Origin of the sequence: Halomonas sp. DP3Y7-2, from assembly GCF_019800795.1 — a bacterium.
GTDB classification, from domain to species: Bacteria; Pseudomonadota; Gammaproteobacteria; order Pseudomonadales; family Halomonadaceae; genus Halomonas; species Halomonas litopenaei_A.
Genome location: NZ_JAHVKJ010000005.1, coordinates 101,793 through 128,436 on the forward strand (window position 1 = coordinate 101,793; position 26,644 = coordinate 128,436).

Consider the following 26,644-nt stretch of genomic DNA (forward strand, 5'->3'; position numbering starts at 1 on the left):
TATTAACACCTTGGCCGGTGTGAGTCCGGCGCCTAAAAAAGCATGTGACGAAATGGCCGCCGCCGGTCCCAGGTGGTGCTGTCAAGCTGCAGATAGACGTTGAATCATGTGCGACACCATCCGGCTTGAGTGATCGGCTGCCTGGATCAGGAACTCCTCGAACGACAGGTGATTGTCTCCTTGTCCGGCAATGTCCGACAGCGCGCGAATCACGACGAAGGGGCACTGGTAGAGGTGGCAGGTTTGGGCGATGGCAGCGGCTTCCATCTCGGCTGCCAGCATGGCAGGGAAGCGAGCGCGGGTCCTGGCGACCAGATCGGGGCATGCCATGAACACATCCCCGGTGGCGATCAGCCCTTCAGTGACGTTGACTTCACCCATGGCTTCAATGGACTCTCTGGCGACAGTGACCAACTGCGCGTCGGGAAGGTAGGCCGCCGGCATGCCTGGTACCTGGCCCGCTTCATAGCCAAACACCATCGCATCGACGTCGTGGTGCCTGACTTCACGTGAAATCACGATATCGCCAATCGACATGCCCTCTCCAAAGCCGCCGGCGGATCCGGTGTTGATGACGGCCTCGGGCGCGTACTGTTCCAGCAGTTGGGTAGTACCCACCGCAGCATTGACCTTGCCAATTCCAGATTGCAGCAGGACAACGTTCATACCGTGCAGGCGCCCCGTGTGAAAGGTAGAGCCCGCATGCGACCTGGTCTCCCTGTCCTCCAGTTGAGAGGCAAGCTGCGCGACCTCTTGAGCCATGGCCCCGATGATTCCGATGCGTTGCATGGTAGTCCTTAGTCGTTTGTTCCAATGAAAGGGGATGCGTTGCCAGGAAGTCGGGGCCTGCGGATTCGGCTCATGCAGTACAGTCCTTGCTGTCGAGTGCTGGGCGAGGGGGCACGACACCTGCTCCCCAAGCCCTTGAGCGAGTCTGCGGTCTCTTCCTGGGCCCGTAAAAGGTGCGCTCAGCCGTCGTGAGCGGTCTGGCCGTCGTGGATATCGGCTGCCATTAACGTATTTTCCAGCAAGCTTGCCACGGTCATAGGGCCAACGCCGCCGGGCACGGGGGTGATGTGAGCGGCTCTGCGTGCCGCCTCCTCGAAGTCAACGTCTCCGACAAGACTGCCGTCATCCTGACGATTGATACCCACGTCGATGACGATGGCGTCGTCGCGAACCCATTCGCCTTTCACCAGTCCCGGCTTGCCAACGGCGACCACCAACAACTCAGCGCTTCGAACGTGCTGCTCCAGGTCACGGGTGAAACGATGGCAGACGGTCGTGGTACAGCCTGCCAGCATGAGTTCCAGCGCCATGGGGCGTCCGACGATGTTGGACGCGCCAACAACGGTGGCATTGAGGCCGCGTACCGACAGGCCGCTATGATGAAGGAGGGTCATCACCCCCTTGGGTGTGCAGGGGCGCAGAAGCGGCAGTCGTTGAGCCAGTCTGCCCAGATTGTAGGGATGAAAGCCGTCCACGTCCTTGCTGGGCAAGATGCGCTCTAGAATGGGCCTGGCGTCGAGGTGTTCGGGGAGCGGAAGTTGAACGAGGATGCCGTCGATGGAGCGATCCGCGTTGAGCTGGTCGACCAGGGACTCGAGCTCCTGTTGGCTGGTGGACGCAGGCAACGCGTGCTGAACGGAGGAGATGCCAGCCTGCTCGCAGGCACGGTGTTTATTGCGCACATACACATGGGAGGCGGGATCATCGCCGACCAGAACCACTGCAAGGCCTGGCGTCCGCCCGCCGGCTTGGCGGCGTGTCTCGACTTGGCGAGCAACCTGCTGGCGGACGGTGGCGGCAATGGACTTGCCATCGATGAGCTGGGCGGACATTGGCTTCCCTCAAAGTACGAATGAATGGGCGGTGGAAGGAGTGGGCACGGATTTTCGCATGCCGGGGCGGTCAGGCAAAGCAGAAGCCCGTTGGTGGAAAGGAAAGTTCAACTAGCGTGTTGACTTGTCAGGAAAGTTCCGTAGAATATGCATCGCTCGCCGGGACAGCTGAAACGGTTTCGGTGGCATTGCAACAGGTCGTCGGGGTGTAGCGCAGTCTGGTAGCGCGCCTGCTTTGGGAGCAGGATGTCGGGGGTTCGAATCCCTCCACCCCGACCACAAGCGATTGTTTAGAAAAGGTTTTTCTTGGCTTTCGGGTTGTGGTTAAGATTTCGGTTGTGTAGAATGCGCCCATAGCTCAACCGGATAGAGCAACGGCCTTCTAAGCCGTAGGTTGCAGGTTCGAGTCCTGCTGGGCGTGCCAGCAAAGAGTGGCGCCTGGTTAGGCTTGGGTTTGAACTGTAGTGCTTGTATGTGGTGGATGTAGCTCAGTGGTAGAGCCCCGGATTGTGGCTCCGGTGGTCGTGGGTTCGATCCCCATCATCCACCCCACTCCATGCATTGCGGTGAGCCTTGAATCTGTCGTCTAGCGGGAAGGTTGCTGGTTGCGCTGGTGTCTGGTTGTAGATGTGAAGCGTTCAGGTTGTGGTGGATGTAGCTCAGTGGTAGAGCCCCGGATTGTGGCTCCGGTGGTCGTGGGTTCGATCCCCATCATCCACCCCACTCCCTGAAGCGCGCAGAGTGGTCTCTAGAATATGTCGTTATCGCATCAGCTGACTGCCAAAGGGTAGGTCGGCTTTTTTTGTTGTTGCCTTCTTTGCTCTTTCCTTCCTTGAACATCGACCATCTAGCTCTCTTGCGAGCTCGGCCTTCTGTGGTTTAGGGGCTGCCGCGAGGAGGGATTGCGCGATTGCCCTTGTAAATTGTCCGAAAAGCCCCATCTAAAGGGCGTTGGCGCTTGCCAGTGCCCTGCGGGATTCTTAGAATCTCCCTTTTGACGTTTTCACAGTTTCAGTACGCCCCCAGTCGGTAGAGGATTTTTCATGCAAGTTTCCGTCGATACGACCTCCCAGATCGAACGCCGCATCAACGTCCAGGTGCCGGCCGCCGAGATTGACGAGGCCGTCGCCGCCCGTCTTAAAGACGCTGCCAAGAACGTTCGTCTCGACGGTTTCCGCAAAGGCAAAGTGCCGATGTCCGTCATCCGCCAGCGTTACGGCAGCGATGTTCGTAACGAAGTGGTGGGCGAAGTGATGCGCGAGCGCTATGTCCGCGCCATCACGGATGAGAAGCTCAATCCGGCAGGCTTCCCGCAGATCGAGGCCAAGGTCAACGAAGCCGGCAAGGATCTCGAGTTTACCGCAGTGCTCGAGGTGTACCCGGAGTTCGAGCTGTCCACCATTGAAGGTACCGAGGTAGAGCGTCCGGTCGTTGAAGTGACCGACGCTGACGTGGACGAGATGATTGAAACTCTGCGCAAGCAGAACGCGTCCTGGGAAGAAGTGGAACGCGCTGCTGAAGACGGCGACCAGGTGAATATTGATTTCCAGGGCTTCCTGGGTGACGAGCCCTTCGAAGGCGGCAGTGCAGAGGGCCACGATCTCGTGTTGGGGTCAGGCAGCTTCATTCCTGGCTTCGAAGACCAGCTGCAGGGTGCCAAGGCGGGAGAGGACAAGGTCATCAACGTGACCTTCCCGGAGGACTACCAGGCCGAGCAGCTGGCAGGCCAGGAAGCTACCTTCAAGGTCAAGGTCAATGCCATCAAGGGCCAGGCGCTGCCTGAAGTGGATGCTGCCTTCATCGAAAAGTTCGGAGTCGAAGGCGACGACGTCGATGCCTTCCGCGCCGAGGTCAAGAAGAACATGACGCGTGAAGCTGGCCAGGCGGTGGAGAACCGCGTGAAGCAGCAGGTGCTCGAGTCGCTGAAGCAGGCCAACGACATTCCTGTTCCCGATGCCCTGGTGCAGCAGGAAGTGGACGGCCTGAAGCGTCAGGCAGCCCAGCAGTTCGGCCTTGGCGAAGACTTTGATGTCAGCCAGCTGCCGAACGAGCTGTTTGCTGATCAGGCGCGCAGCCGTGTTCAGGTCGGACTGTTGCTGGCTGAGGTGATCAAGGTCAACGAGCTCGAAGCCTCTGATGATGAGATCAAGGCCAAGGTTGAAGAGCTCGCTCAGCAGTACCAGGATCCGGAGCAGGTCGTCGAGTACTACATGGGCAATGAGCAGATGAAGACCCAGGTCAAGTCTGCACTGCTGGAAGAGAAGGCGGTCGACAAGCTGCTCGATCAGGCGACGGTCAAGGACGTGGAAATGTCCTACCAGCAGGCTCTCGCTGCGGCACAGCAGCAGCCGGGCGAAGAGGCAGAAGAGGGCGAGGACGCCTAAGCGTCTTGCCGAGCCGGCCCGATCGGGCCGGCTTTGTCGTTTTGCCACACACGGATGCGAGGACACATCTCCATGAACACCGAGTTCGATATACATGCTGCTGGCGGCCTAGTGCCCATGGTGGTCGAGCAGAGCGCTCGCGGCGAGCGCGCCTACGACATCTACTCGCGCTTGCTCAAGGAACGGGTGATCTTCCTTGTGGGGCCTGTAGAAGACTACATGGCCAACCTGCTGGTGGCGCAGCTGCTGTTCCTTGAGTCCGAGAATCCCGACAAGGACATCCACCTCTACATCAATTCTCCGGGTGGATCGGTTACCGCCGGGATGTCGATCTACGACACGATGCAGTTCATCAAGCCCGACGTGTCGACTGTGTGCATCGGACAGGCCGCCAGCATGGGTGCCCTGTTGCTGGCCGGTGGTGCCGCAGGTAAGCGCTACTGCTTGCCCAACTCGCGCATGATGATTCATCAGCCGCTGGGTGGCTATCAGGGGCAGGCGTCGGACATCGAGATCCACACCCGTGAAATTTTGGGGATCCGCGAGCGACTGAATCAGATCCTGGCACACCATACGGGCCAGGATATTGAGACTATCGCCAAGGATACCGATCGCGACAACTTCATGAACGGAGCACAGGCTGCCGAGTACGGCCTGATCGACGCAGTGCTGGATAAGCGTCCTGCATCCTGATAGCGTGATAGCTTGCGCGATGACTACGTGATTACCGGTGGCCCTGCGGGGCTGCCGCTGCCAGAGAGGTACGCGAATGGCCGACGGCAAAGGCAAGGACGACAACGGTAAGCTTCTGTATTGTTCATTCTGTGGCAAGAACCAGAATGAAGTGCGCAAGCTGATTGCCGGTCCGTCTGTATATATCTGCGATGAGTGTGTCGATCTGTGTAACGACATCATTCGCGAGGAAGTTCTCGATGCCGATGCCGAGAGCGACGAGGAGCGTCTGCCCGTTCCACGCGAAATTCGACATACTCTCGATGACTACGTGATCGGTCAGGACCGCGCCAAGACGGTGCTGTCCGTGGCCGTCTATAACCACTACAAGCGTCTTCGTCATAGCGGCAAGGACGACGTGGAGCTCGGTAAGTCGAACATTCTGCTGATTGGTCCTACCGGCAGCGGCAAGACGCTTTTGGCCGAGACGTTGGCGCGCCTGCTCAACGTGCCGTTCACCATCGCCGACGCCACCACCTTGACCGAGGCTGGCTACGTCGGTGAAGACGTCGAGAACATCATTCAGAAGCTTCTGCAGAAGTGTGATTATGATGTCGACAAGGCTGAGCGCGGTATCGTCTACATCGATGAGATCGACAAGATTTCTCGAAAGTCCGATAACCCGTCCATCACGCGGGATGTCTCCGGTGAAGGCGTTCAGCAGGCCTTGTTGAAACTGATCGAGGGCACTACGGCCTCGGTGCCGCCCCAGGGTGGTCGGAAGCATCCGCAGCAGGAATTTCTCCAGGTGGATACCGGTAACATCCTGTTCATCGTTGGCGGTGCGTTCGCCGGTCTGGACAAGGTGATACGTGATCGCGCCGAGACCGGTGGCATCGGCTTCAACGCTGAGGTCAAGAGCAAGGACGAGTCCAAGGGAGTGGGTGACCTGCTGCTTGAGGTTGAGCCCGAGGATCTGGTCAAGTTTGGTCTGATTCCCGAGTTCGTCGGACGTTTGCCGGTGATTGCCACCCTGACCGAGCTGACCGAGGATGCGCTGATACAGATCCTCACGGAGCCCAAGAACTCTCTGGTCAAGCAGTATGCTCGCCTGTTCGATATGGAAGGCGTCGAGCTGGACTTCAGAGAGGACGCCCTGCGCGCAGTGGCGCACAAGGCGATGGCTCGCAAGACCGGAGCACGTGGACTGCGCTCTATCCTCGAGTCCGTATTGCTTGACACGATGTATGAGATTCCCTCCCTTGAGGGCGTCAGCAAGGTGGTCATCGACGCGTCTGTCATCAGTGGCGAGAGCGATCCGCTGCTGATCTACAGTCAGAGCGAAGATACCGAGGAAGCCGCGCGGGTGGATGGTACCGACGGCTAACCTGCCGCTGTCGACTCGCGACGCCGACAAAGGGGCCGCTGATGCGGCCCCTTTGTCTGCCGGGCCTGATATCCGGGCATGGTCTCAAGGGCATTGTCTTAGGTGATTGTTCCAGGAGATGTGTCCTGCGAGCCTAGTCTTTCGCTTTCTGGTCGACGGGCTACGACTGCCGGTGGCAGGTATCACAGCATTCCGGCAGGTGTTTCCCCTTGCAATACCTCGGGGGTGCCCCCATCCCTCAGGTTTCACCCGCTAAGTTTGAGGAACGTCTGCGATGCAGCAGAACGCCGAACAGACTATGAGTCTGCCCCTTTTGCCACTGCGTGACGTAGTGGTATACCCGCAGATGGTCATCCCGTTGTTTGTCGGCAGAGAAAAGTCGATCCAGGCACTGGAAGCTGCCATGGCGGATGACAAGCGGGTCCTGCTGGTTGCTCAGCGCGAGGCCAGCAAGGACGATCCGGACAACGAAGACCTGTTCGCCATTGGTACCGTTGCCGAGATCATGCAGCTGTTGAAGCTGCCCGACGGTACTGTGAAGGTCCTGATCGAGGGTGAGTCTCGCGCAGACATTCGCGACATCTCCCTTGCCGAGGACGGCCACTCTCGGGCTGAGGTCGTGTTGCGCTCCAGCGAGCCACTGAGCGAGCGCGAGCAGGAATCGCTGGTACGCGTGCTGCTCAATCAGTTCGAGCAGTACGTCAAGATGTCGAAGAAGGTACCCAACGAGGTGCTGAATTCGCTGTCTGGCATCGAAGATCCCAGCCGGCTTGTGGACACCATCTGTGCCCACCTGTCGTTGAAGATCGGTGACAAGCAGGAGCTGCTCGAAATGGATCGCGTGCGCGATCGTATCGAGCACCTGATGGCGCTGATCGAGGCGGAAATCGACCTGCTGCAGGTCGAGAAGCGTATTCGCTCGCGCGTCAAGGACCAGATGGAGAAGTCTCAGCGCGAGTATTATCTGAATGAGCAGATGAAGGCCATTCAGAAGGAGATGGGCGAGCTCGAGAACGCGCCGAACGAGGCGGACAAGTACGAGCAGGCCATCAAGGATTCCGGTATGCCGAAAGAGGCTGCCGACAAGGCCAACCAGGAACTGGGCAAGCTGCGCATGATGTCGCCGTCCTCCGCCGAGGCGACGGTGGTGCGCTCTTATCTCGACTGGCTGGTCTCAGTGCCCTGGAAGAAGCGTACGCGGGTCAAGCACGATCTGCTGAACGCGCAGAAGGTTCTGGATGAAGACCATTATGGTCTTGACGAAGTGAAGGAGCGCATTCTTGAGTACCTCGCGGTGCACAAGCGTGTGAAGAAGCTGAAGGGACCGGTGCTGTGTCTGGTTGGGCCGCCCGGTGTGGGCAAGACCTCCCTTGGCAAGTCGATCGCTCGAGCCACCAATCGTAAATACGTGCGCTTGGCGCTGGGCGGCGTGCGTGACGAGTCCGAGATTCGTGGCCACCGCCGTACCTATATTGGCTCGCTGCCTGGCAAGCCCATTCAGCGTATGGCCAAGGCAGGGGTGAAGAACCCGCTGTTCTTGCTTGACGAGGTCGACAAGGTCGGTATGGATCACCGCGGTGACCCGGCGTCGGCACTGCTCGAAGTGCTTGATCCCGAGCAGAACAACGCCTTCAGCGATCACTACCTCGAGCTCGACTACGACCTCTCTGAGACCCTGTTCATCTGTACCGCGAATTCGATGAACATCCCCGGGCCGCTGCTCGATCGGATGGAGGTGATTCGCCTGCCGGGCTACACCGAGGACGAGAAGCTGGCGATTGCCACCCGTTATCTGGTGCCCAAGCAGCTTGCTGCCAATGGCTTCAAGGAAGACGAGCTGGTGTACAGTGATGCGTCGCTCCTTGAGCTGATCCGCTACTACACCCGCGAGGCAGGTGTTCGTGAGCTGGAGCGGCAGATTGCCAAGGTCAGCCGCAAGGTGCTGCGTGAGCGTCTCGAGAAAGAAGGCAAGGAAGGGGCGCTGGGCTCTCAGACGCTGGCGGCTGAGGATATCGAGACTTACGCTGGCGTGCGACGCTACAGCTACGGTCTGGCCGACAAGCAGGATCAAGTGGGGCGGGTGACCGGCCTTGCCTGGACATCGGTAGGCGGCGAGCTGCTCAACATCGAGTCGGTAGTAACGCCTGGCAAGGGGCGCATCAACAAGACGGGCTCCCTTGGCGATGTGATGAAAGAGTCTGTCAGTGCTGCCCAGACCGTCGTCAGGGCCCGTGCTGAAGCGCTGGGGATCGATCCGGAGCGTTTCGAGAAGGAAGATCTGCATATCCACGTGCCTGAGGGAGCGACTCCCAAGGACGGTCCCAGTGCTGGCATCGCCATGGTCACCGCGATGGTGTCCGCCTTCTGTAATCGTCCTGTGCGCTGTGATGTGGCCATGACGGGCGAAGTCAATCTCCGTGGCGAAGTCATGCCTATCGGTGGGTTGAAGGAGAAATTGCTGGCCGCCAGGCGTGGTGGTATAAAGACGGTGCTAATACCGGAAGAGAACCGCAGAGATCTCAAGGAAGTCCCTGATAACATCAAGGACGCCCTGACGATTCATCCGGTTCGCTGGATTGATGAGGTGTTGGAGGTCGCGCTGTCGAAAAACACGGATCATAATTCCGATGATTCGGTTTCGACGGATTCGACTGCAACTCACTCAATGGTCAGTACACACTAGTGACATTTTTTCCATGATTCCGGCCTGGAAATGCCGGAATCATGCGGATTGGCAAGGAAGGTTGCTTGACAGGTCTTTCGTCGCATTGCTATAAATTGTCGCCATGCTGCGATCGTGCCTGTCGGCCAAAAAATCGCCGTTTTGTATCTTTTTCTGTAATAGTCAAGGGGTGAAGTGTGAACAAGTCCGAGCTGATTGATGCCATTGCCGCGTCTGCCGATATTCCGAAGGCTGCTGCTTCCCGTGCGCTGGATGCCATGGTCGAGTCCGTGACCGAAACCCTGAAGAAGGGCGACAGCGTTTCACTGGTTGGCTTCGGCACCTTTTCCGTCAAGGATCGTGCCGCACGCACCGGTCGTAACCCGCAGACGGGTCAGCCGATCGAAATCAGCGCTGCCAAGGTGCCTAGCTTCAAGGCCGGCAAGGCTCTGAAGGATTCCGTCAACTGATTGACGAGTGACTGGCCCTGGGCCAATCCTCGCAACGTTGACACGAGCGTAGTGTCATCCGCTGACACTTCTCTCGCCAAGGGCGCATCGCTATCGCGGTGCGCCTTTTTCATGAGTTTGGGTGTGGTACCTTGACCGTTGTTGCCAGGCCAAGCGTAACCCCCAACCTTTCGCAGAGGCTTTCATGCTGCAAAGTATTCGCGACCGATCCCAAAGTTGGATCGCAAAGATCATTATCGGGGCCGTGGTCGTTACCATGGCGCTGTTCGGCGTAGAGTCGCTGATCGGTTTGTTTGGCCAGTCCGGTGACGAAGTGGCCAAGGTCAACGGCCAGCCAATCAATCGTCAGCAGGTCGAGGTTAACGTTCAGCGTGCCATGCGGGCCAACCAGGTGCCGGCTGACCAGGAGAGAGCGCTGCGTCGTGAGGTGCTTGAAGGGTTGATCAGCGATCGCCTGATGATCAGCTACGCGGAGTCCGGTGGTCTTGCGGTGTCCGACAATCAGCTGGATCAGCTGATCGTCAGTCGCCCCGAGTTTCACAATGCCGATGGTCAATTCGACCAGGAGCTATTCCGTCAGCGCCTTGCCAGTGTTGGGTATACACCGCTGTCGTTCCGCGAGCAGCTGAGCCGAGACGTGATGCGTGGCCATATTCAGCAGGGGTTGATCGCCAGCGACTTCACCTTGCCCGCTGAGCAGCAGCGCCTTGCCCAGTTGCAGCGTCAGACGCGTACCTTCCGCTATCACACCATGGATGCCAGTGAACTGGACCAGCAGGTCAGCGTCAGTGATGCTGAGATGTCTGCCTATTACAGTGAGCATCAGCAGGACTTCCTGCGCCCTGAGCAAGTCCAGCTTGCCTACGTGCTGCTTGATCAGGAGGCCATGGCGGCGGACGTGGAGGTCTCCGAAGACGAGCTCCGCGCGGCATGGGAAGCCAGCGCCGAAAACGCGGACCGTCGCGTGTCTCACATCATGGTGACGTTTGGTGACGAGCGCACTCGGGATGAAGCCGAAGCGAGAATCGCCGACGTGCAGTCGCGTCTGGCGCAGGGAGAGGATTTCGAGACCCTGGCCGCAGAGTTTTCCGATGACACCACGACCAGCGATGCCGGCGGTGACCTGGGTGTCATCACCCGCGGCATTTTTGGTGATGACTTCGAGCAGGCGGCCTTTGCCCTTCAGCAGGGCCAGGTATCTGATGTGGTGGAAACCGACAATGGTCTGCACCTGATCAAGGTGACGGAGCTGGACCGCCCTGACTTCGAGCAAGAGCGTGATCGACTCCGTGATCGCTTGGCTCAAGAGCAGGTCAGGGACGACTTCAACGACACGGCTCAGCAGCTGATCGACGAGAGTTTTGCCGCAGATGACCTGCAAAGCGTCGCGGACGCCATCGGAGTGGATCTGGTCACCACGGACTGGGTCAGCCGCGATAGCGCCGAGGGCGTGTTGGCGGAGCCCGGCGTCATGGATCAGGCGTTTTCCGAGGAAGTGCTGGACGAAGGCTTCAATAGTGAAGTCATCGAGTTGGACGGCTCGCGTCGCCTGGTTCTGCGGGCGCTGGATCACCGCGATGCCACCACGCTGCCGCTGGAAGAGGTCAGCAGCGACGTCGAGGCGGCCGTTCGTGGCGCCAAGACTCGTGATGCGCTGATCGAGTTGGCATCCGAGCGTGTTGCTCAGCTGCAGGGCGGGCAGTCGCTGGAACTTGATTGGCAGCAGGCTGATGCGATCAGCCGGCAGGACGCGCCCAGCGTGCCGGACGCCGTGCTGACGACGGCCTTCAAACTGCCTCATCCCCAAGAAGGTGGTGTCGTTTACGGTCGTGCAGTGGAGGGTGATCAGGTCACCCTGATAGCGCTGGATGCCATCGGCGAAGCACAGGGCAACCCGCAGATGGAGCAGTTTGTCTCCAGCATGGCCGAGCGCCTTCGCGCCCAGGCGATTCTTGATGGGCTGCTCAGCCACCTCGAGGAGGTGGGCGATATAGAGCGCTATTAAGCCAAGGTGGTGGGAGACGGGTGATACGGCCCCCGCCGCAACGCAGAACAAGGAGCACCCAAGGGTGCTCCTTTTCTATGGAGGATTGATCCATCGAAGAGCATCATCGTCCCGGTGTTTAATCCGTGTGACAGGTGGGTTGTCACGGCGGGTTGTCACCTCGTTGCGGTGGTGCGCGAGCGCGATGGACCGTGACAAGGTGACAGTCGTGAGAGGGCTTTGGTCATGTTTTATACCGTTATCTTCGCTAGCTGCCCATGGGCTTGAGGAGACCTTGTGTTCACCATGAAACCACTGAAAAGCGTGCCGACACACGTTGTCACGGGCTTTCTTGGCAGTGGCAAGAGTCAATTGATTCGTCATTGGATCGAGCAGAAGCCCGAGCATGAACGCTGGACCATTCTGGTCAATGAGTTTGGTCAGGTCGGGGTCGATCAGGCGCTGCTTGGGAAGACGCCGGGTGTACATGTCCAGGCAGTACCTGGAGGCTGTCTGTGCTGCCAGGTCGCCACGGTGTTTCGCTCGGTGCTGGTTCAGACACTCCGGCGTGAGCGTCCAGATCGACTGTTGATCGAGCCGTCCGGCCTGGGTCACCCCGCGGGGTTACTCGAGGTATTGAGATCCGGTGACTTGGCGGACGCGCTAACGCTGCAGGCAGTGGTGGCGGTCCTTGATCCCCGTCGAGTTGCTGACGCTCGGGTGGTGGCGCATGACACCTTCAAGCAGCAGCTAGGCGTGGCCGATGCCTGGGTGCTGTCAATGACGGATCTTGTCCGTCCCGACGATCGTGCGGTCTTTGAGCGTTGGCGAGAATGCCAGTCCCAGGTGCCAGGCGTCGTCATCCAGAGTGACCACCACGGGTTGCCGTTGAGTTGGTTGCTGGATCTTGCGCCACGCACTGCGCTTGCGGGTACGGGTGGGGGAGCGAGGCCCGCTGAACACGCGCTGGTGGAGCGGTTGCCAAGCGAGGATGTCGAGTCCGTCTTGCCCTTGGCGGGTCCTGGGACTCGCCGTGAGGGGCAGGGCCTAGGCTATCGTTCGGTCAGTTGGTGCTGGCACCCTGATGAATCTTTTGAGGAGCAAGGTCTGCATGACTGGTGGCAGGGCTTGCCATCGCCATGTCGTGGCAAGGGGGTCATGCGTACCCTCGCTGGCTGGCTGGTGTTGCCAGCAGGGGAGCAGCGAGAGCGCTGGGGGCAGTGGCAGCAAGACTCGCGGCTCGAGCTCATCTGGCCCGTTGATCTGCCGATGGATATCGACGCCTTGAGCTCGGCGCTTGAGGCCTGTCGTGTGACGAAGTAAGGGAGGGCGTCAGCGTTTCCTGCCCATGGGAGCCGCTGGCGGCGTGTTGGTGCCGCCAGTGGTGTCTCATCGGTGCAGGCGTTCGGGGCCTGCGCACGATCGGTGCCTTGTTCAGAAGGTGAAGCGATTGAGAGCAGGAGCGCCATCGCCGTCGATGCGCACTTCCCACCCTTCGTTGCTCGACCAGTCGCCGATTACCATGCGTTGGCCCTGGGTCTTGCTGCCATCCGCCGCGGTGAGCGTCAGTGGGTGCACGTCGGGCCTGTGCGTGTGGCCGTGGATCAGGCGCTTTACATCATGCTGCTGCATCGCCGACAGGACTTCGTCAGGTGTCACGTCCATGATGTCGGCGGCCTTCGTGCTATTGGCTTCACCGGATTGCTGACGGAGTTGGCTGGCCAGCGCCAATCGCTCGGGAATCGGCATCGCAAGGATGGAAGCCTGCCACTGGGGATCCCTTGCCTTGGCCCGGAAGGCCATGTAGGCCTCATCCCGGGTGCAGAGGCTGTCACCATGCATCAACAGCGTCGGTTCACCGCCAAGCTCGATCCGCTGAGGATCACTCAGCAAGGTGGCACCGGCTCGTTCGGCAAAGTCGCTGCCCAGCAGGAAGTCTCGATTGCCGTGCATCAGGTAGATGCGCGTGCCCCGATCGCTGGCTGCCTTGAGCTGGTCGGCGACCTCGCAGGCGAGGCGGGCATGGCCACTGGGGTCAGCATCCCCCAGCAGCATCAGGTCATCGCCGATCCAGGCGTCGAAGATATCGCCAAGCAGATACAGATCGACGTCGGTGCCGCGATTTTCCTCGAGCCACGCCAAAAATCCACGGGTAATGTCAGGCGCACCGGGGTGCAGATGGAGATCCGAGATCAGAAGTGTCGTCTTGCCCATGGCGTAATCCTTGACCCTCCAGGCCAAGCATGGGCCTGGAGGGGGCTGAGGTGGGTGTTTAGGCGTCGTCCTTGATATAGGCGCGCTGAATGATCACATCCTCGGCCGGGACGTCAGCGTGCATGCCGCGACGAGTGGTGGAGACACCCTTGATGCGATTGACGACTTCCATGCCCTCGACCACGCGGCCGAACACGCAGTAGCCCCAGCCTTGCATGTTCTTGCCGGTATGATTCAGGAAATCATTGTCGGCAACGTTGATAAAGAACTGCGCAGTGGCAGAGTGGGGGTCCTGGGTCCGCGCCATGGCGAGGGTGCCAGTCACGTTCTTCAAGCCGTTGTCGGCTTCATTTTCGATCGGAGCGTGGGTCTGCTTCTGCTCGAAGTTGCTGTCGAAGCCACCGCCCTGGACCATGAAGCCGTCGATCACGCGATGGAACAGGGTGCCATCGTAAAAGCCTTCGCGAACGTACTGCTCGAAGTTGGCAGCGGTTTTCGGCGCTTCGTCGTGGTTGAGCTCGATCGTGATGTCGCCGAAATTGGTCTGCAAGATGATCATTGAGTGGTCCTGTTGGGTATGTTGTGCCTGTCGGCACCTTTCTCGTTCTCTGCACGGCTTGGCGCCGTGCCCTAGCGTGACGCTATAATAGCGGTTTTGCTTCGCAGCGCGAAGTCGGGGGGCAACCGCCAGCCCCTCAACGCCCGTACACCACCAGAGGTTGATCCATCAACATGACCACCGAGACAAGCAGCGCGCCGAATTTCATTCGCAACCAGATTCGCGAGGAAATCGAGAGCGGACAGTCGCAGAAGATCGTGACGCGCTTTCCCCCGGAGCCCAATGGCTTTCTGCATATCGGCCACGCCAAGTCAATCTGTCTCAATTTCGGGCTCGCGGAGCAATTCGGTGGTGACTGTCATCTGCGCTTTGATGACACCAATCCGGCCAAGGAAGAACAGGCCTATATTGACGCCATCAAGGAAGACGTCAGCTGGCTTGGCTTTCAGTGGGCGGGGGACATTCGCTTCGCCTCTGACTACTTCGATCAGCTGTACGCCTGGGCGCAGTACCTGATCCAGGCAGGCAAGGCCTATGTCGACGATCTGTCACCAGACGAGATTCGTGAATACCGCGGTACGCTGACCGAGGCTGGTCGCCCAAGCCCGTATCGCGACCGCAGTGCCGACGAGAATCTTGATCTGCTGGAGCGTATGCGCCAGGGCGAGTTCGCCGAAGGCGAGAAGGTGTTGCGGGCCAAGATCGACATGGCTTCGCCCAACATCAACCTGCGCGATCCGATCCTCTATCGTATTCGGCATGCCCATCACCACCAGACCGGAGACAAGTGGAAGATCTATCCTTCCTACGACTTCACCCACGGTCAGTCCGATGCCATTGAGGGCATTACGCACTCTGTCTGCACCCTCGAGTTCGAGGACCACCGTCCGCTGTACGAGTGGTTCTTGAATCAGCTGCCAGTGCCGACCAAGCCGCGCCAGATCGAGTTCGCTCGACTCAACCTCAACTACACGCTGACCTCCAAGCGTAAGCTCAAGCTGCTGGTGGACAATGGCATCGTCGAGGGCTGGGACGATCCGCGCATGCCGACCATCTCCGGCATGCGTCGGCGAGGCTATACCCCTGCGTCTTTGCGCAAGTTCTGCGAGATGATCGGGGTGACCCGCGCCGACGGCGGCCTGGTCGATATTGCCATGTTGACCCACGCCATCCGCTCGGATCTCGAGGACAATGCACCTCGCGCCATGTGCGTGCTCAACCCGCTCAAGGTGGTGCTGACGAACGTGGAGGAGCACCACGAGGAAGTCTACGAGGTGCCTGGCCACCCCGCCCGTGAAGATATGCCGGTGCGCAAGATTCCGTTTAACCGGGAGCTGTGGATCGACCGCGACGACTTCATGGAAGAGCCGCCCAAGAAGTTCTTCCGTCTGGCGCCCGGGAAGGAAGTCCGCCTGCGCAACAGTTACGTCATACGTTGCGATGAGGTTATCAAGAGCGCGGATGGCGAGATCGAGGAACTGCGCTGCAGTGTTGACTTCGATACCTTGGGCAAGAACCCGGAGGGACGCAAGGTCAAGGGCGTCATCCACTGGGTAAGCGCGCGTCATGGCGTTCCTGTGGAAGTTCGCTTGTACGACAACCTGTTCCTGGTCGAGCAGCCAGACAAGGACAAGGACGCGGATTTCCTCGATCACCTGAACCCAGAGTCGCTGGTGACCGTGAAGGGGATTGGTGAACCGAGCTTGGCCAATGCCGACAATGAAGACCGCTACCAGTTCGAGCGAGTGGGGTACTTCTGCGCCGATCGTCACGACAGCCGTCCAGACCACCTGGTGTTTAACCGCACGGTCGGTCTGAAAGACACCTGGGCCAAGATGCAGAAGAAGGGCTGACATGCAGATCTACAACACGCTGACCCGTACCAAGGAAGTCTTTACACCGATTGAGCCCGGCAAGGTTCGGATGTATGTCTGTGGCATGACGGTGTATGACTTCTGCCATCTTGGCCACGCTCGCGTGATGGTGGCCTTTGACGTCATCAGTCGCTACCTGCGTCATCGTGGCTATGATGTCACCTACGTCCGCAATATCACCGATATCGATGACAAGATCCTGCGTCGCGCCGAGGAGAATGGCGAAAGCATCGGCGAGCTGACCGAGCGCATGATCGATGCCATGCATGAGGACGAGGGCCGCCTGTTCGTTCAGCGTCCTGACCAGGAGCCGCGAGCTACCGGTCATGTTGCCGAGATCATTGCCATGATCGAGGTGCTGATCGACAAGGGCTTTGCTTATGCCCCGGGCAACGGTGATGTCTATTACCGGGTACGCAAGTTCGAGAATTACGGCAAGCTCAACAACCGTAATCTGGATGAGATGCGTTCGGGCGCCCGCGTCGAGGTGGACGAGCACAAGGAAGATCCTCTCGACTTCGTGCTATGGAAAGGGGCCAAGCCCGGCGAGGCCAGCTGGACGTCGCCGTGGGGCGAAGGTCGTCCCGGCTGGCACATCGAGTGCTCTGCCATGTCCACCTGCTGCCTGGGCAATACCTTCGACATTCATGGTGGGGGGCCGGACCTGACCTTCCCTCATCACGAGAACGAAATCGCGCAGAGCGAGGCGGCAACCGGCCAGCGTTACGTCAACACCTGGATGCATGCCGGGGCGGTCAGGGTCGATAGCGAGAAGATGTCCAAGTCCCTGGGCAACTTCTTCACGATCCGCGAGGTTCTCGAGCAACACGACCCCGAGGTCGTGCGTTTCCTTTTGGTGGCAAGCCATTACCGCAGTGCTATCAACTATGCGCCCGACGCCCTGGGTGAAGCGCGCAAGTCCCTCGAGCGCTTTTATACCGCGCTTGATGGCATCGAGCTTCCTGCAGAAATCGAAGTGGGGCCGGGTGACTATGCCGCGCGGTTTACCGCTGCCATGGATGACGATTTCAACACGCCCGAGGCCCTGTCGGTGCTGTTCGAGCTGGTGCGCGAACTCAATCGTGCCCGCAAGGAGGCGGAGCAGAGCAATGCCAGTACCACGAGCGCAGACGTGGCCGGTCTGGCCCTCGAGTTGAAGCGACTGGGGGGAATACTGGGCCTGTTGACGCAGGAGCCGGCTGCGTTCTTGAAAGGGGGGGCTGTCGATCTGTCTGACGATGAGATCAATGCCCGGATCACTGCGCGCGCCGAGGCGAAGAAGGCTCGCGATTTCGCTGAGGCGGATCGTATCCGCGATGAACTGGCGGCTCAGGGGATCATTCTCAAGGACTCCCGTGAAGGCACCCACTGGGTGGTGGATCGCAGCTGACTGTCGGCCTGGCGACAATGGCGTCAGACCGGGCTTCGCGGTGGTAGTGGTACCTGGTGAGGCCAGCTGTCGTCGACCACAAAGATGCGTCGTCCGCTCAACGCGGACGGCGCGTTTTTGTAGGCAGCTTGCCCGCCGCCATCGATGGCAAGAATGTCCTGCTCCACACGAGCAGGGTCATCACACAGCATGACCTGCACGGGAAAGGCGTAGGTGGCGAAGTGGGCGGCCAGGGATCGACTCAGGGTGCTGCGCGGCATCCATTGTGTCGGTGGAGGTGGCGCCAACCAATGGGGCTTGGTCAGGCATGCGCCGAAGCGCAGCGTGTCATGCTGGCGGCATAGCTCGCCCCAGTGACGCCAATGACACCAGATACCCTCGAGAACATGATCGTTCGCCTGTCGAGGAGGCGGCATGTGATGCTGCCATGGGTAAAAAAGCACGCCTGGCATGGCCAGACGGGCCTTGATGGTGTCCTCGATGGGGGGTGGGTTCGGAGCACCGCCTGAATGTCCCGTGCTGCTCGCCAGTGCATCATTCAACAGCTGTCGCCGGTGTGGTGTGGACAGTAGCGCAAGTTGATGACGCTCCAGGTGGGTCAGCTTCAGGGCCAGGCTGTCCAGCCCCCCGGGGCCGATCCATCTGCTGGTGTCATCCTGGCGGCCTGGCCCTTCTGGCAGGCCGAGAAAATACTTGATGGCGACCTCCAGATGGATCAGGCCGCCGGCGGTATCACGGTAGAGCAGGTCCAGCTCGCCAAGGGTCCGGCGGTCCTCTCGAATAGGCACATTGTGTGCCACCAGTTCGGTGCCCGGTGCCGTGGCCAGCAAAAACTGCCAAAGCGCTTCATGATATTGTCCAAGCCGAGGTAATGACCCCAAGTGGGTGTCCGTGGTCGCAATGGGCAGTGGGTCAAGTGCCTGCAACAGCAGCTGGTGGCGGGCTTTGCGGGTGTGAAGGCCCAGCTCGTCAAGGGTCGGGCGGCCACCCCAGCGTGAGCGCACCAGGTCTGGTGCTTCCAGCAACCAGGCCAGATCACGGCCGGTCGGCGTCAGCGAGCTGACCGCACTCGGCTTGGGGGAATGCGGCGTTGAGGATTGGCGGGGCGTGTGTCCCGGCCGATTGGCGCTTGCGGTCTGGCGTGGTGGCATGGTGGACTCACGTTGGCAGAACGTCCTGCAGGCGTTGGGTCATCTCCATATACTTCAGCATACATTCACATGGAATCAGGTGAGAATAATGAAGCGTCCCTTAGTGTCGGCCGCAGTGGTGGCCACGATGTTGAGCTCTGCCGTGGCCACGCAGACCTACGCAGAAGATGCTCTGGTGGTGTCGTCCAAGATTGATACCGAAGGGTCCGTTCTTGGCCAGATGATCCTGCAGCGTCTGTCGGCGGCAGGCCTCGTGGTCGAGGATCGACTGCAGCTAGGCGGCACCAGCATCGTGCGTGAGGCGCTGCTCAATGGCGAGATCGACATTTACCCGGAATACACCGGTAATGGCGCCTTCTTTCATGACATGACCGACAGCCCCGTGTGGCACGATGCGCAACAAGCCTACGATACGGTGAAGGCCAAGGATGCCGAGTTGGGCCTGGAATGGCTTACCCCCGCGTCGGCCAACAATACCTATGCGATCAGCGTGCGCGGCGACGTCGCCAGGGAAAACGGACTCGAGACCCTGGAGGACATGGCGAGCTTTATCAATGACGGCGGCGACTACAAGCTGGCCGCCAGTACCGACTTCGTTGAATCTGCCTTCGCCCTGCCTGCCTTCGAAGCGGCCTACGGATTCTCCCTCGACGATGACGACCTGCTGGTGCTTTCCGGTGGTAATACCGCTGCCACCATGCGGGCTGCGGCGCAACAGACCAGCGGCGTCAACTCAGCGATGACCTATGGCACCGATGGGGGCCTGCAGGCGCTGGACCTGGTCGTGATGACGGACACCAAGGGGGTGCAGCCGGTGTATCAGCCAGCTCCGGTGATTCGGCGTGCCGCCCTGGATAACCACCCTGAGATCGCCGCAGCTCTGGCTCCCGTATTCGAGTCGCTGAGCCTGGAAACCTTGCAGCGCCTGAATGGGGATGTGGCCGTCAATGGCCTCGATCCTGCCAAGGTGGCAGCAGATTATCTGGCGACCCTCGAGGACTGATCCATTATCACGACAGTGGCAAGCCGCCGTGGCGGCAATATTGTGTTGCTGACATTGATGGCGCTGGGCCTGCTCGCGTGGTGGAGCTTGCCGGTGGCCAGTAGCGCTCCCAACCGCATCGTCCCGGGTGACGCTGTCTATGCCTGGCAAGTGGCGGGGCCGGCGATGGCTGTGCTGGCGAGTCTTCCCATGGCCTTGGCGGGCTGGGTCGCGCGCCAGCCCGATCCTGGATGGCGTTCACTGGGACTCGTGCTGCTGGCACTGTTGGGCCTGCCGTTATGGCTAGTGCTGTGCGTTCATCAACTTGTTGACCCGCAGCTGCCACAGGCGCGCTTGGGAATCGGGGCGGGAGCCTGGTGCACGCTGTTCGTGCTGTTGCTGGCGCTGTTGGATCTGAGGACTCGCCAGCGCTGGCCTGCAGGGCTCTATATTGCATGCCTCTGCGTACCGCTGGTTGTCACCGCGCTATGTCTTCCTCTTGGTCTCGATCGTCTGGCCCTGTGGCAGGAGTATCGGGGGCGGGCGGACGACTTCTGGCTAGCGGTGGGGGAACACCTGTTGCTGGTTGGGGCGACGGTGGCGCTTAGCCTGGCATTGGGCGCTGCACTGGCCCTGTTGATGCGTCGCCTTCCAGCGTTGCAGCGCGCCGGGTTTGGGGTGCTCAATTTCATGCAGACGATTCCCAGCCTGGCCCTGTTTGGACTGCTGTTAGGGCCCCTGGCCTGGGCCGCCCAGCGTTTTCCGTGGCTGGATCAGCTCGGTATCAGTGGCATCGGTTGGGCGCCGGCCTTGGTGGCTCTGGTGACCTATAGCCTGTTGCCAATGGTGCGTAATACCTTTGTGGCGCTGGAGGGTGTCGATCGTGGGGTGATTGAGGCTGCACGAGGCATGGGCATGAGTCGAGGTCAGATGTTCTGGCAGGTGCGTTTGCCATTGGCGCTGCCGGTGCTGCTCGAAGGCGTGCGGATTACCACGGTGCAGGCTATCGGCCTGACGGCGGTGGCTGCGCTGATCGGTGCCGGCGGGCTTGGACGTTTTATTTTCCAGGGATTGGGGCAAGCGGCGATGGACCTGGTGCTGCTCGGAGCACTTCCCATCCTGGTCATGGCCATGCTGGCCGATGGTGTGTTGGGTAATCTTTCACGGCGTCTTGGTCGGGGAGTCACACGATGATCGAACTCATTCATATCACTAAGCGGTTCGATCATACCGTGGCGGTCGATGATGTTTCGCTGAAAATAGACGGCGGTGAGTTTTGCTGTCTGGTGGGGACGTCAGGCTGCGGTAAGTCGACCACGTTGAAGATGATCAATCGATTGATTGAACATAGCGAGGGTGAGATTCACATCGACCAAAAGCCCATTCGCAGTTTTCGCGAGGACGTGCTCAGGCGCCGTATTGGCTATGCGATTCAGAGCACTGGGCTGTTTCCTCACTGGACGGTCGCTCGCAATATTGGTCTGGTGCCGCGTCTGCTCAAGTGGCCGAAGTCGCGCATCGATGCTCGGGTAGAGGAGTTGATGTCGCTGCTTGGCCTGTCCATGGCCGACTACGCCGACAAGTATCCGGACCAGCTGTCCGGGGGACAGGCTCAGCGAGTGGGCGTGGCCAGGGCATTGGCAGCGGACCCGGACATTCTGCTGATGGACGAACCCTTTGGCGCCCTGGATCCGATCACCAGGGAGACACTGCAGCTGGAGCTGCGGGATCTCCAGGCGCGGCTGGGCAAGACCATTGTCTTCGTGACTCACGATATGGATGAGGCGCTGCGGCTGGCGGATCGCCTGGTGGTGATGCATGAAGGTCGCATCGTTCAGCAGGGCCATCCGCTGCAGCTACTGCGCGAGCCTGCCAATGATTTTGTCGCTTCGCTGTTGGGTGGGGAAGATCGAGGTCTCAAAGAGGCTGCGCTGTTGCCCGTCAGCGAGCGAATGGTGCCCCTTGGGGCAGGTGGGGTGGCGCGTGAACGCATCGATCAGACCGCTTCGCTTCGCGAGGCACTGTCGGTCATGCTGTGGCGGCGAGTCGAGCGGCTGGCGGTTGTCGATGACGACGACATCCCGATCGGTGAGCTTAACTTCCGGCGCCTGGTGGGAGCCCGCGTCAATGACTGATGTCCTGACACGACGTTGGCTGATGCCTTTCGTATGGTGCGCGCTATTGCTGGTTGGCTGTCTGGCGATGTCCTTGTTCGAACCCGTCTTTCGTTGGCTTGAGCCCGACAGCCGAGACGTGGTTTACGCTCGGGTGGACTTTCTCGTCTTGCTGGGCCGTCATTTGTTGGTGGTGTCCATCGCAGCTGCGTTGGCCACGCTGTTGGGCGTGCTAGGCGCGATTGCCGTGACTCGCCCGGCCGGGCGAGAGTTCCTGCCACTGGTCGCGCAAGTGGCATCGCTGGGCCAGACGTTCCCCCCCGTAGCGGTGCTGGCGCTGGCGGTACCGGTACTTGGCTTCGGCACCTTGCCCATCGTGGTGGCGCTGTTGCTCTACGGTCTGTTGCCCATCGTGCGTAACACCCTGGCCGGTATCGAGGGTATCTCACCTTCGGTACTGGAGGCGGCCCGAGGGATGGGCATGACCGGCGGCCAAATCCTACGCCAGGTGGAGCTTCCGCTGGCTGCGCCGGTCATCCTGGCGGGTATTCGCACCTCCGTGACGATCAATATCGCGACGGCAGCCCTGGGAGCCACGGTCGGTTCGAGCAACCTCGGTGATCCCATCATCTCTGGCATCGTGAACGGCAATACGGCTTACATCGTGCAGGGTGCCTTGTTGATCGCACTGCTGGCGTTGGCAGTCGATAGCGTGTTCGCACGACTTTCCTCGCGTTAGACGTTCTACGCTCGTTAGACGTTTCCCTGCCGTTCGACGTTCTTCTCCCGCTGGCGCACCGACGGCCTGCCTTGCAGGCTGTTTGGACGGTGCGTCTGTTCGTAGGCTGCCGGAGCTATTGCTGAAGGCTGGGTGGTTCCCAGCATGATGTTCTGGCTATCACGCTAGCGACCGCTGTTATCGCCTAGATTTTCGACCAAAGTCGTGGCTAGTCACGTGAATCAGTTTACGTTAACGTCAACAACGTGCGTTGACCCCACTATGGGCGATCCCCTGGTAGGGGGAAGAAATAACGACAACACTGCCCCCATAAGGGGCAAAGGAACAGCGCGATGACAACGACCGCACAAACGCACAGCCCGGACTTTCTGGCTGGCGACGAATATTCGATTGCGACCTATGCCGTTCTTTCTCAGGACGGCACCCTGTACGACGGCGCCGAAGGCCCGGCACTGGAGCGTGACCAGGCATTGCGCATCTATCGTGCCATGCTGGCCACACGGGTTCTCGACGAGCGTATGTTGGCAGCTCAGCGCCAGGGACGCCTCAGCTTCTACATGCAATGCACCGGGGAAGAAGCCGCTGTCATCGGCAGTGCCGCGGCCCTGGATGACGCCGACATGATCATGGCCCAGTACCGGGAGCAGGGCGCTCTGATGTACCGAGGGTTCAGTTTTGATGAGTTCATGAATCAGCTGTTCGGTAACGAGCTGGACTATGGCAAGGGACGCCAGATGCCGATCCACTATGGGTCGCGCAAGCTGCACTACATGACCATCTCGTCGCCGCTGGCGACTCAGATCCCCCAAGCCACGGGTTTTGCCTATGGGCAAAAATTGGCCGGCGATGGCCTGTGCACCATTGTCTATTTTGGTGAGGGTGCCGCGTCAGAGGGCGACTTCCACGCAGCCCTCAATATGGCTGCAGTGCATGAAGCGCCGGTCATCTTCTTTTGCCGCAATAACGGCTATGCCATCTCTACCCCATCCGTCGAACAGTTTGCCGCCGATGGGGTGGCACCTCGTGCGCTGGGTTATCGCATGCATGTGATCCGGGTCGATGGCAATGATGTGCTGGCGGTCTACCGGGCCACCGAGCTGGCCAGAAAGATCGCGGTGGAAGACAACAAGCCGGTATTGATCGAAGCCATGACCTACCGTCTGGCGGCCCACAGTTCTTCGGATGATCCCTCCGGCTACCGCTCGCGCAAGGAAGAGGACGCCTGGCGCGCCAAGGATCCTATCCGTCGCATGCAGCTGTGGCTCGAAGCCCAGGGCTGGTGGGACGAAGAGCAGGAGAAGGCGCTGCAGGACGAACTGCGGCGTGAGGTGCTCGACACCATGAAGCGCGCCGAGAAGCGGCCGCCACCTCCCATCGACTCGATGGTCACCGATGTATATGCCGATGTGACGCCTGCCTTGCAGCGTCAGCTTGATGAGTTGAAGCGGCACGTCCGTCGCTATCCCGATGCGTACCCCCGGGGAGCACGTTCCCTGGATCCTGCGTTAGGCCAGGATGATGACAGCCAGGGAGGAGACTGACATGCCTACCATCAACATGCTGCAGGCCATCAACCAGGCACTCGACATTGCCATGGCCGAAGACGACAACGTGTTGTGCTTCGGCGAGGACGTGGGAGGCTTTGGCGGGGTCTTCCGTGCCACCAGTCATTTGCAGGAAAAGTACGGCAAGGCGCGCTGCTTCAACACCCCGCTGGTCGAGCAGGGGATCATCGGCTTTGCCAACGGTCTCGCTGCCCAGGGCTCGGTGCCAGTGGCCGAAATCCAGTTCGCCGACTACATCTTTCCGGCGTTCGACCAGATAGTGAATGAAACGGCCAAGTTTCGCTTTCGTTCGGGGGACCTGTTCAATGTCGGTGGGATGACCATTCGGACTCCCTACGGCGGCGGCATTTCAGGCGGGCTCTATCACTCCCAGTCCCCTGAGGCTTATTTCGCCCACACCCCGGGGTTAAAGATTGTCGTACCCCGTAATCCCTATGAGGCCAAGGGACTGCTGCTGGCTGCGATCCGGGATCCGGATCCTGTGCTGTTCTTCGAGCCCAAGCGCCTGTATCGCGCCTCGACCGGTGACGTGCCTGAAGGCGATTATCAGCTGCCTATCGGGGAGGCTGAGGTGATCAAGGAGGGAGCCGACGTCACAGTGCTGGGCTGGGGCGCCCAGATGGAGGTCATCGAGCGTGCGGTCGAGATGGCAGAGAAGGAAGGCATCTCCTGTGAGGTCATTGACCTGCGCACCATTCTTCCCTGGGATGAGGACACGGTGGTCGAATCCGTGCTCAAGACCGGCCGGCTGGTGATTACCCATGAGGCGCCTCGCACCGGTGGTTTCGCCGGCGAGATTGCGGCGACGATCCAGGAGCGCTGCTTCCTCTATCTGGAGTCGCCGATTCGACGGGTGACCGGGCTGGATACGCCATTTCCGCTGATCCTAGAGAAAGAGTACCTGCCCGATCACTTGAAGATCTATGAAGCCATCACCGCCTCACTCCACTACTGAGACGGCGCCGGGAGAGTCACGAAATGACGGAATTCAAGCTTCCTGACATCGGCGAAGGGATCGTCGAGTGTGAGGTCATGGAGTGGAAGATCGCCGAGGGCGATCGCATCGAAGAGGATCAGCCGGTCGTCGAGGTCATGACCGACAAGGCGCTGGTGGAGATTACCGCTCCCGAGGCTGGCGTGGTCACTCGCCTGCATGTGGCAAAAGGGGAAATGGCGCGTGTTCATGCCCCGCTGTTTGCCTATCAGGGTGACTCGGAGGCTGCTGCTGGCGATGCCGACGAGGCGGGTGGCGATGCGCTCAATGGACAGCAGGACGCGGCCTGCTCCGCAGAGACTGCGCCTGCTGCCACAGCGTCGAACAGACGCCGGGTGGACTTTGTGCTGCCGGACATTGGTGAGGGCATCGTCGAATGTGAGGTGGTCGAATGGCACGTGGCCGTCGGTGACTCGATCTGTGAAGACCAGCGCCTGGTCGACGTCATGACCGACAAGGCCATGGTCGAGATCACCGCCCCCGAGGACGGTGTGGTCGAGGCGCTGTATGCAGAGAAGGGCGACATGGCGAAGGTACATGCGCCGCTGTTCGGGTATCTTGCCGATGGCGTGGAAGAAGGGCCTGCTGGGCCAGCCGCGCAGGCAGCTCCCGCTGACAGCGCCGAGTCCCGGCCCACCGCTGAGGGATCGAGCGCATCAGCAACCATCGCTGGCGCGGCCACTCGCGAGCAGCGCGCTCATGAAGCGCGGGGTGCTGGGCGCGGAGCCTTCGGCCGAGTGCCGGCCAGTCCGGCAGTGCGCAGGCTGGTGCGGGAGCACCAACTTCGTCTGGAAGAGGTGCCAGGCAGTGGTCGCGACGGTCGGGTGCTCAAGCATGATGTACTGGCCTTCCTGGAGCAGGGGCAGCAGGTGGACGACAAGCAACACCGTGACGCTTCGCATCAGCCCGTCCAAGCGGACCGCTCTGAGTCGTCGGCGGTGGAGCGCAGCGAGCCATTGCGCGGCGTGCGTGCAGCCATGGCAAAGCAGATGGTCACGGCGGCCAGCACGGTTCCCCATTTTCAGTATGGGGAGGAGATCGATGTCACCGAGCTTCTGGCGCTGCGTGAGAGGTTGAAATCTGTCGCGGAGAAGCAAGAGATACGGCTGACAGTGATGCCATTCTTCATCAAGGCGCTGGCGCTGGCATTGAAGGACTACCCGATTGTGCAGGCGAGACTTGATGATCAGGTCACCCAGATTCTTTACCCCAGCCAGTGCAATGTGGGCATGGCGGTAGATGGCAAGGCCGGCTTGATGGTACCGAACATCAAGGGCTGTGAACGCCTGACGCTGCTCGAGATTGCCGGTGAGGTACAGCGACTTACCTCCGCGGCGCGGGAAGGGCGCGTGTCCGCGTCAGATCTCAAGGGCGGGACCATCAGTATCTCCAACATTGGCGCGATCGGGGGCACCTATGCGGCGCCTATCATCAACGTACCCGAGTCTGCGATTGTTGCCATCGGCAAGACCCAGTGGCTACCGCGTTTTGATGCCGCGGGTAATGTGACGCGGCGCGCCATCATGACGGCGACCTGGGCGGGCGACCATCGCTTGCTTGACGGTGGCACCATTGCACGCTTCTGCAACGCCTGGAAGGGGTATCTTGAAGACCCTGAAAGCATGTTGCTGCACCTGGCCTGATCAGGTTCACTGTAGGCTA

At 60.2% G+C, this 26,644-nt stretch carries 21 protein-coding genes and 4 tRNA genes; 20 read left to right on the forward strand and 5 right to left on the reverse strand.

Annotation, left to right across the window (positions count from 1 at the left end; all coding sequences use genetic code 11):
* Nucleotides 1-81 precede the first annotated feature (81 nt).
* Nucleotides 82-789 carry a 5'-methylthioadenosine/S-adenosylhomocysteine nucleosidase gene (mtnN, locus tag KUV45_RS05755; RefSeq protein ID WP_222163760.1) on the reverse strand — a complete coding sequence of 236 codons (708 nt, stop codon included), beginning with the start codon at nt 787-789 and terminating at the stop codon, nt 82-84.
* Nucleotides 790-968: 179 nt separating this feature from the next.
* Complete coding sequence (gene folD / locus KUV45_RS05760) at nt 969-1,841, reverse strand: bifunctional methylenetetrahydrofolate dehydrogenase/methenyltetrahydrofolate cyclohydrolase FolD (RefSeq protein WP_222163761.1); 873 nt, start codon at nt 1,839-1,841, stop codon at nt 969-971.
* A 202-nt stretch (nt 1,842-2,043) separates the two neighbouring features.
* On the opposite strand from folD, the gene KUV45_RS05765 reads away from it, so the two are divergent.
* The 11 genes from KUV45_RS05765 to KUV45_RS05815 all read left to right on the forward strand — a co-directional run bounded on the left by KUV45_RS05765 (nt 2,044) and on the right by KUV45_RS05815 (nt 12,723).
* A tRNA-Pro gene (locus KUV45_RS05765) sits at nt 2,044-2,120 on the forward strand.
* Between the two features lie 68 nt (nt 2,121-2,188).
* Nucleotides 2,189-2,265 (forward strand) — tRNA-Arg (locus KUV45_RS05770).
* A 53-nt stretch (nt 2,266-2,318) separates the two neighbouring features.
* Nucleotides 2,319-2,393 (forward strand) — tRNA-His (locus KUV45_RS05775).
* Between the two features lie 96 nt (nt 2,394-2,489).
* A tRNA-His gene (locus KUV45_RS05780) sits at nt 2,490-2,564 on the forward strand.
* Nucleotides 2,565-2,884: 320 nt separating this feature from the next.
* On the forward strand, nt 2,885-4,225 hold the full coding sequence (tig, locus tag KUV45_RS05785; RefSeq protein WP_206939052.1) for a trigger factor: 1,341 nt from the start codon (nt 2,885-2,887) through the stop codon (nt 4,223-4,225).
* A 54-nt stretch (nt 4,226-4,279) separates the two neighbouring features.
* The gene (gene clpP / locus KUV45_RS05790) at nt 4,280-4,918 is read left to right on the forward strand and encodes an ATP-dependent Clp endopeptidase proteolytic subunit ClpP (protein WP_374107016.1); all 639 of its coding nucleotides are present in this window, start codon (nt 4,280-4,282) and stop codon (nt 4,916-4,918) included.
* 76 nt (nt 4,919-4,994) lie between these two features.
* The gene (clpX, locus tag KUV45_RS05795; protein WP_206939049.1) at nt 4,995-6,284 is read left to right on the forward strand and encodes an ATP-dependent Clp protease ATP-binding subunit ClpX; all 1,290 of its coding nucleotides are present in this window, start codon (nt 4,995-4,997) and stop codon (nt 6,282-6,284) included.
* 274 nt (nt 6,285-6,558) lie between these two features.
* Nucleotides 6,559-8,967 carry an endopeptidase La gene (gene lon / locus KUV45_RS05800; protein ID WP_206939047.1) on the forward strand — a complete coding sequence of 803 codons (2,409 nt, stop codon included), beginning with the start codon at nt 6,559-6,561 and terminating at the stop codon, nt 8,965-8,967.
* A gap of 176 nt (nt 8,968-9,143) precedes the next feature.
* Nucleotides 9,144-9,416, forward strand: a complete 273-nt coding sequence (locus tag KUV45_RS05805; protein WP_206939045.1) for an HU family DNA-binding protein — start codon at nt 9,144-9,146, stop codon at nt 9,414-9,416.
* Between the two features lie 184 nt (nt 9,417-9,600).
* Nucleotides 9,601-11,421, forward strand: coding sequence for a SurA N-terminal domain-containing protein (locus KUV45_RS05810; protein ID WP_222163762.1), 1,821 nt, complete (start codon nt 9,601-9,603; stop codon nt 11,419-11,421).
* Nucleotides 11,422-11,706: 285 nt separating this feature from the next.
* Complete coding sequence (locus KUV45_RS05815) at nt 11,707-12,723, forward strand: GTP-binding protein (RefSeq protein ID WP_222163763.1); 1,017 nt, start codon at nt 11,707-11,709, stop codon at nt 12,721-12,723.
* Between the two features lie 111 nt (nt 12,724-12,834).
* On the opposite strand, the gene KUV45_RS05820 is transcribed toward KUV45_RS05815, so the two are convergent.
* Together KUV45_RS05820 and KUV45_RS05825 are read right to left on the reverse strand one after the other, a co-directional pair.
* The gene (locus KUV45_RS05820) at nt 12,835-13,614 is read right to left on the reverse strand and encodes a UDP-2,3-diacylglucosamine diphosphatase (protein ID WP_206939039.1); all 780 of its coding nucleotides are present in this window, start codon (nt 13,612-13,614) and stop codon (nt 12,835-12,837) included.
* Between the two features lie 58 nt (nt 13,615-13,672).
* Nucleotides 13,673-14,173 carry a peptidylprolyl isomerase gene (locus KUV45_RS05825; RefSeq protein WP_206939037.1) on the reverse strand — a complete coding sequence of 167 codons (501 nt, stop codon included), beginning with the start codon at nt 14,171-14,173 and terminating at the stop codon, nt 13,673-13,675.
* A 173-nt stretch (nt 14,174-14,346) separates the two neighbouring features.
* On the opposite strand from KUV45_RS05825, the gene KUV45_RS05830 reads away from it, so the two are divergent.
* A complete protein-coding gene (locus KUV45_RS05830; RefSeq protein WP_222163764.1) occupies nt 14,347-16,026 on the forward strand; it encodes a glutamine--tRNA ligase/YqeY domain fusion protein in 1,680 nt (559 codons plus the stop codon).
* 1 nt (nt 16,027) lies between these two features.
* The gene (cysS, locus tag KUV45_RS05835) at nt 16,028-17,437 is read left to right on the forward strand and encodes a cysteine--tRNA ligase (protein ID WP_222163765.1); all 1,410 of its coding nucleotides are present in this window, start codon (nt 16,028-16,030) and stop codon (nt 17,435-17,437) included.
* A 23-nt stretch (nt 17,438-17,460) separates the two neighbouring features.
* Here the strand turns inward: cysS and KUV45_RS05840 are convergent, their stop codons facing one another.
* Nucleotides 17,461-18,588 carry a DUF1853 family protein gene (locus KUV45_RS05840; protein ID WP_222163766.1) on the reverse strand — a complete coding sequence of 376 codons (1,128 nt, stop codon included), beginning with the start codon at nt 18,586-18,588 and terminating at the stop codon, nt 17,461-17,463.
* Between the two features lie 88 nt (nt 18,589-18,676).
* Between KUV45_RS05840 and KUV45_RS05845 the strand changes: the two genes are divergently transcribed.
* The 7 genes from KUV45_RS05845 to KUV45_RS05875 all read left to right on the forward strand — a co-directional run bounded on the left by KUV45_RS05845 (nt 18,677) and on the right by KUV45_RS05875 (nt 26,625).
* Nucleotides 18,677-19,591: a glycine betaine ABC transporter substrate-binding protein gene (locus tag KUV45_RS05845; protein ID WP_222163767.1), complete on the forward strand. Its 915-nt coding sequence runs from the start codon at nt 18,677-18,679 to the stop codon at nt 19,589-19,591.
* Between the two features lie 15 nt (nt 19,592-19,606).
* On the forward strand, nt 19,607-20,764 hold the full coding sequence (locus tag KUV45_RS05850; RefSeq protein WP_224852105.1) for an ABC transporter permease: 1,158 nt from the start codon (nt 19,607-19,609) through the stop codon (nt 20,762-20,764).
* Nucleotides 20,761-21,705: an ABC transporter ATP-binding protein gene (locus KUV45_RS05855; RefSeq protein WP_222163768.1), complete on the forward strand. Its 945-nt coding sequence runs from the start codon at nt 20,761-20,763 to the stop codon at nt 21,703-21,705. Before KUV45_RS05850 ends, KUV45_RS05855 begins: the two co-directional genes overlap by 4 nt.
* Complete coding sequence (locus tag KUV45_RS05860) at nt 21,698-22,423, forward strand: ABC transporter permease (protein WP_222163769.1); 726 nt, start codon at nt 21,698-21,700, stop codon at nt 22,421-22,423. Before KUV45_RS05855 ends, KUV45_RS05860 begins: the two co-directional genes overlap by 8 nt.
* A 332-nt stretch (nt 22,424-22,755) precedes the next feature.
* On the forward strand, nt 22,756-23,964 hold the full coding sequence (locus KUV45_RS05865; RefSeq protein WP_206939022.1) for a thiamine pyrophosphate-dependent dehydrogenase E1 component subunit alpha: 1,209 nt from the start codon (nt 22,756-22,758) through the stop codon (nt 23,962-23,964).
* Nucleotide 23,965: 1 nt separating this feature from the next.
* Entirely contained in the window at nt 23,966-24,943 is a 978-nt protein-coding gene (locus tag KUV45_RS05870; RefSeq protein ID WP_206939020.1) for an alpha-ketoacid dehydrogenase subunit beta, read from the forward strand.
* Nucleotides 24,944-24,966: 23 nt separating this feature from the next.
* The gene (locus KUV45_RS05875) at nt 24,967-26,625 is read left to right on the forward strand and encodes a dihydrolipoyllysine-residue acetyltransferase (protein WP_222163770.1); all 1,659 of its coding nucleotides are present in this window, start codon (nt 24,967-24,969) and stop codon (nt 26,623-26,625) included.
* Nucleotides 26,626-26,644: the final 19 nt, after the last annotated feature.

Coding starts and splice junctions, on each gene's coding strand:
- KUV45_RS05870 (WP_206939020.1), top strand. CDS start 23,966: ATGCCTACCATCAACATGCTGCAGGCCATCAACCAGGCACTCGACATT.
- KUV45_RS05875 (WP_222163770.1), top strand. CDS start 24,967: ATGACGGAATTCAAGCTTCCTGACATCGGCGAAGGGATCGTCGAGTGT.
- KUV45_RS05845 (WP_222163767.1), top strand. CDS start 18,677: ATGAAGCGTCCCTTAGTGTCGGCCGCAGTGGTGGCCACGATGTTGAGC.
- KUV45_RS05840 (WP_222163766.1), bottom strand. CDS start 18,588: ATGCCACCACGCCAGACCGCAAGCGCCAATCGGCCGGGACACACGCCC.
- cysS (WP_222163765.1), top strand. CDS start 16,028: ATGCAGATCTACAACACGCTGACCCGTACCAAGGAAGTCTTTACACCG.
- KUV45_RS05810 (WP_222163762.1), top strand. CDS start 9,601: ATGCTGCAAAGTATTCGCGACCGATCCCAAAGTTGGATCGCAAAGATC.
- KUV45_RS05815 (WP_222163763.1), top strand. CDS start 11,707: ATGAAACCACTGAAAAGCGTGCCGACACACGTTGTCACGGGCTTTCTT.
- KUV45_RS05825 (WP_206939037.1), bottom strand. CDS start 14,173: ATGATCATCTTGCAGACCAATTTCGGCGACATCACGATCGAGCTCAAC.
- lon (WP_206939047.1), top strand. CDS start 6,559: ATGCAGCAGAACGCCGAACAGACTATGAGTCTGCCCCTTTTGCCACTG.
- KUV45_RS05865 (WP_206939022.1), top strand. CDS start 22,756: ATGACAACGACCGCACAAACGCACAGCCCGGACTTTCTGGCTGGCGAC.
- tig (WP_206939052.1), top strand. CDS start 2,885: ATGCAAGTTTCCGTCGATACGACCTCCCAGATCGAACGCCGCATCAAC.
- KUV45_RS05830 (WP_222163764.1), top strand. CDS start 14,347: ATGACCACCGAGACAAGCAGCGCGCCGAATTTCATTCGCAACCAGATT.
- mtnN (WP_222163760.1), bottom strand. CDS start 789: ATGCAACGCATCGGAATCATCGGGGCCATGGCTCAAGAGGTCGCGCAG.
- KUV45_RS05855 (WP_222163768.1), top strand. CDS start 20,761: ATGATCGAACTCATTCATATCACTAAGCGGTTCGATCATACCGTGGCG.
- KUV45_RS05820 (WP_206939039.1), bottom strand. CDS start 13,614: ATGGGCAAGACGACACTTCTGATCTCGGATCTCCATCTGCACCCCGGT.
- folD (WP_222163761.1), bottom strand. CDS start 1,841: ATGTCCGCCCAGCTCATCGATGGCAAGTCCATTGCCGCCACCGTCCGC.
- clpX (WP_206939049.1), top strand. CDS start 4,995: ATGGCCGACGGCAAAGGCAAGGACGACAACGGTAAGCTTCTGTATTGT.
- KUV45_RS05860 (WP_222163769.1), top strand. CDS start 21,698: ATGACTGATGTCCTGACACGACGTTGGCTGATGCCTTTCGTATGGTGC.
- clpP (WP_374107016.1), top strand. CDS start 4,280: ATGCGAGGACACATCTCCATGAACACCGAGTTCGATATACATGCTGCT.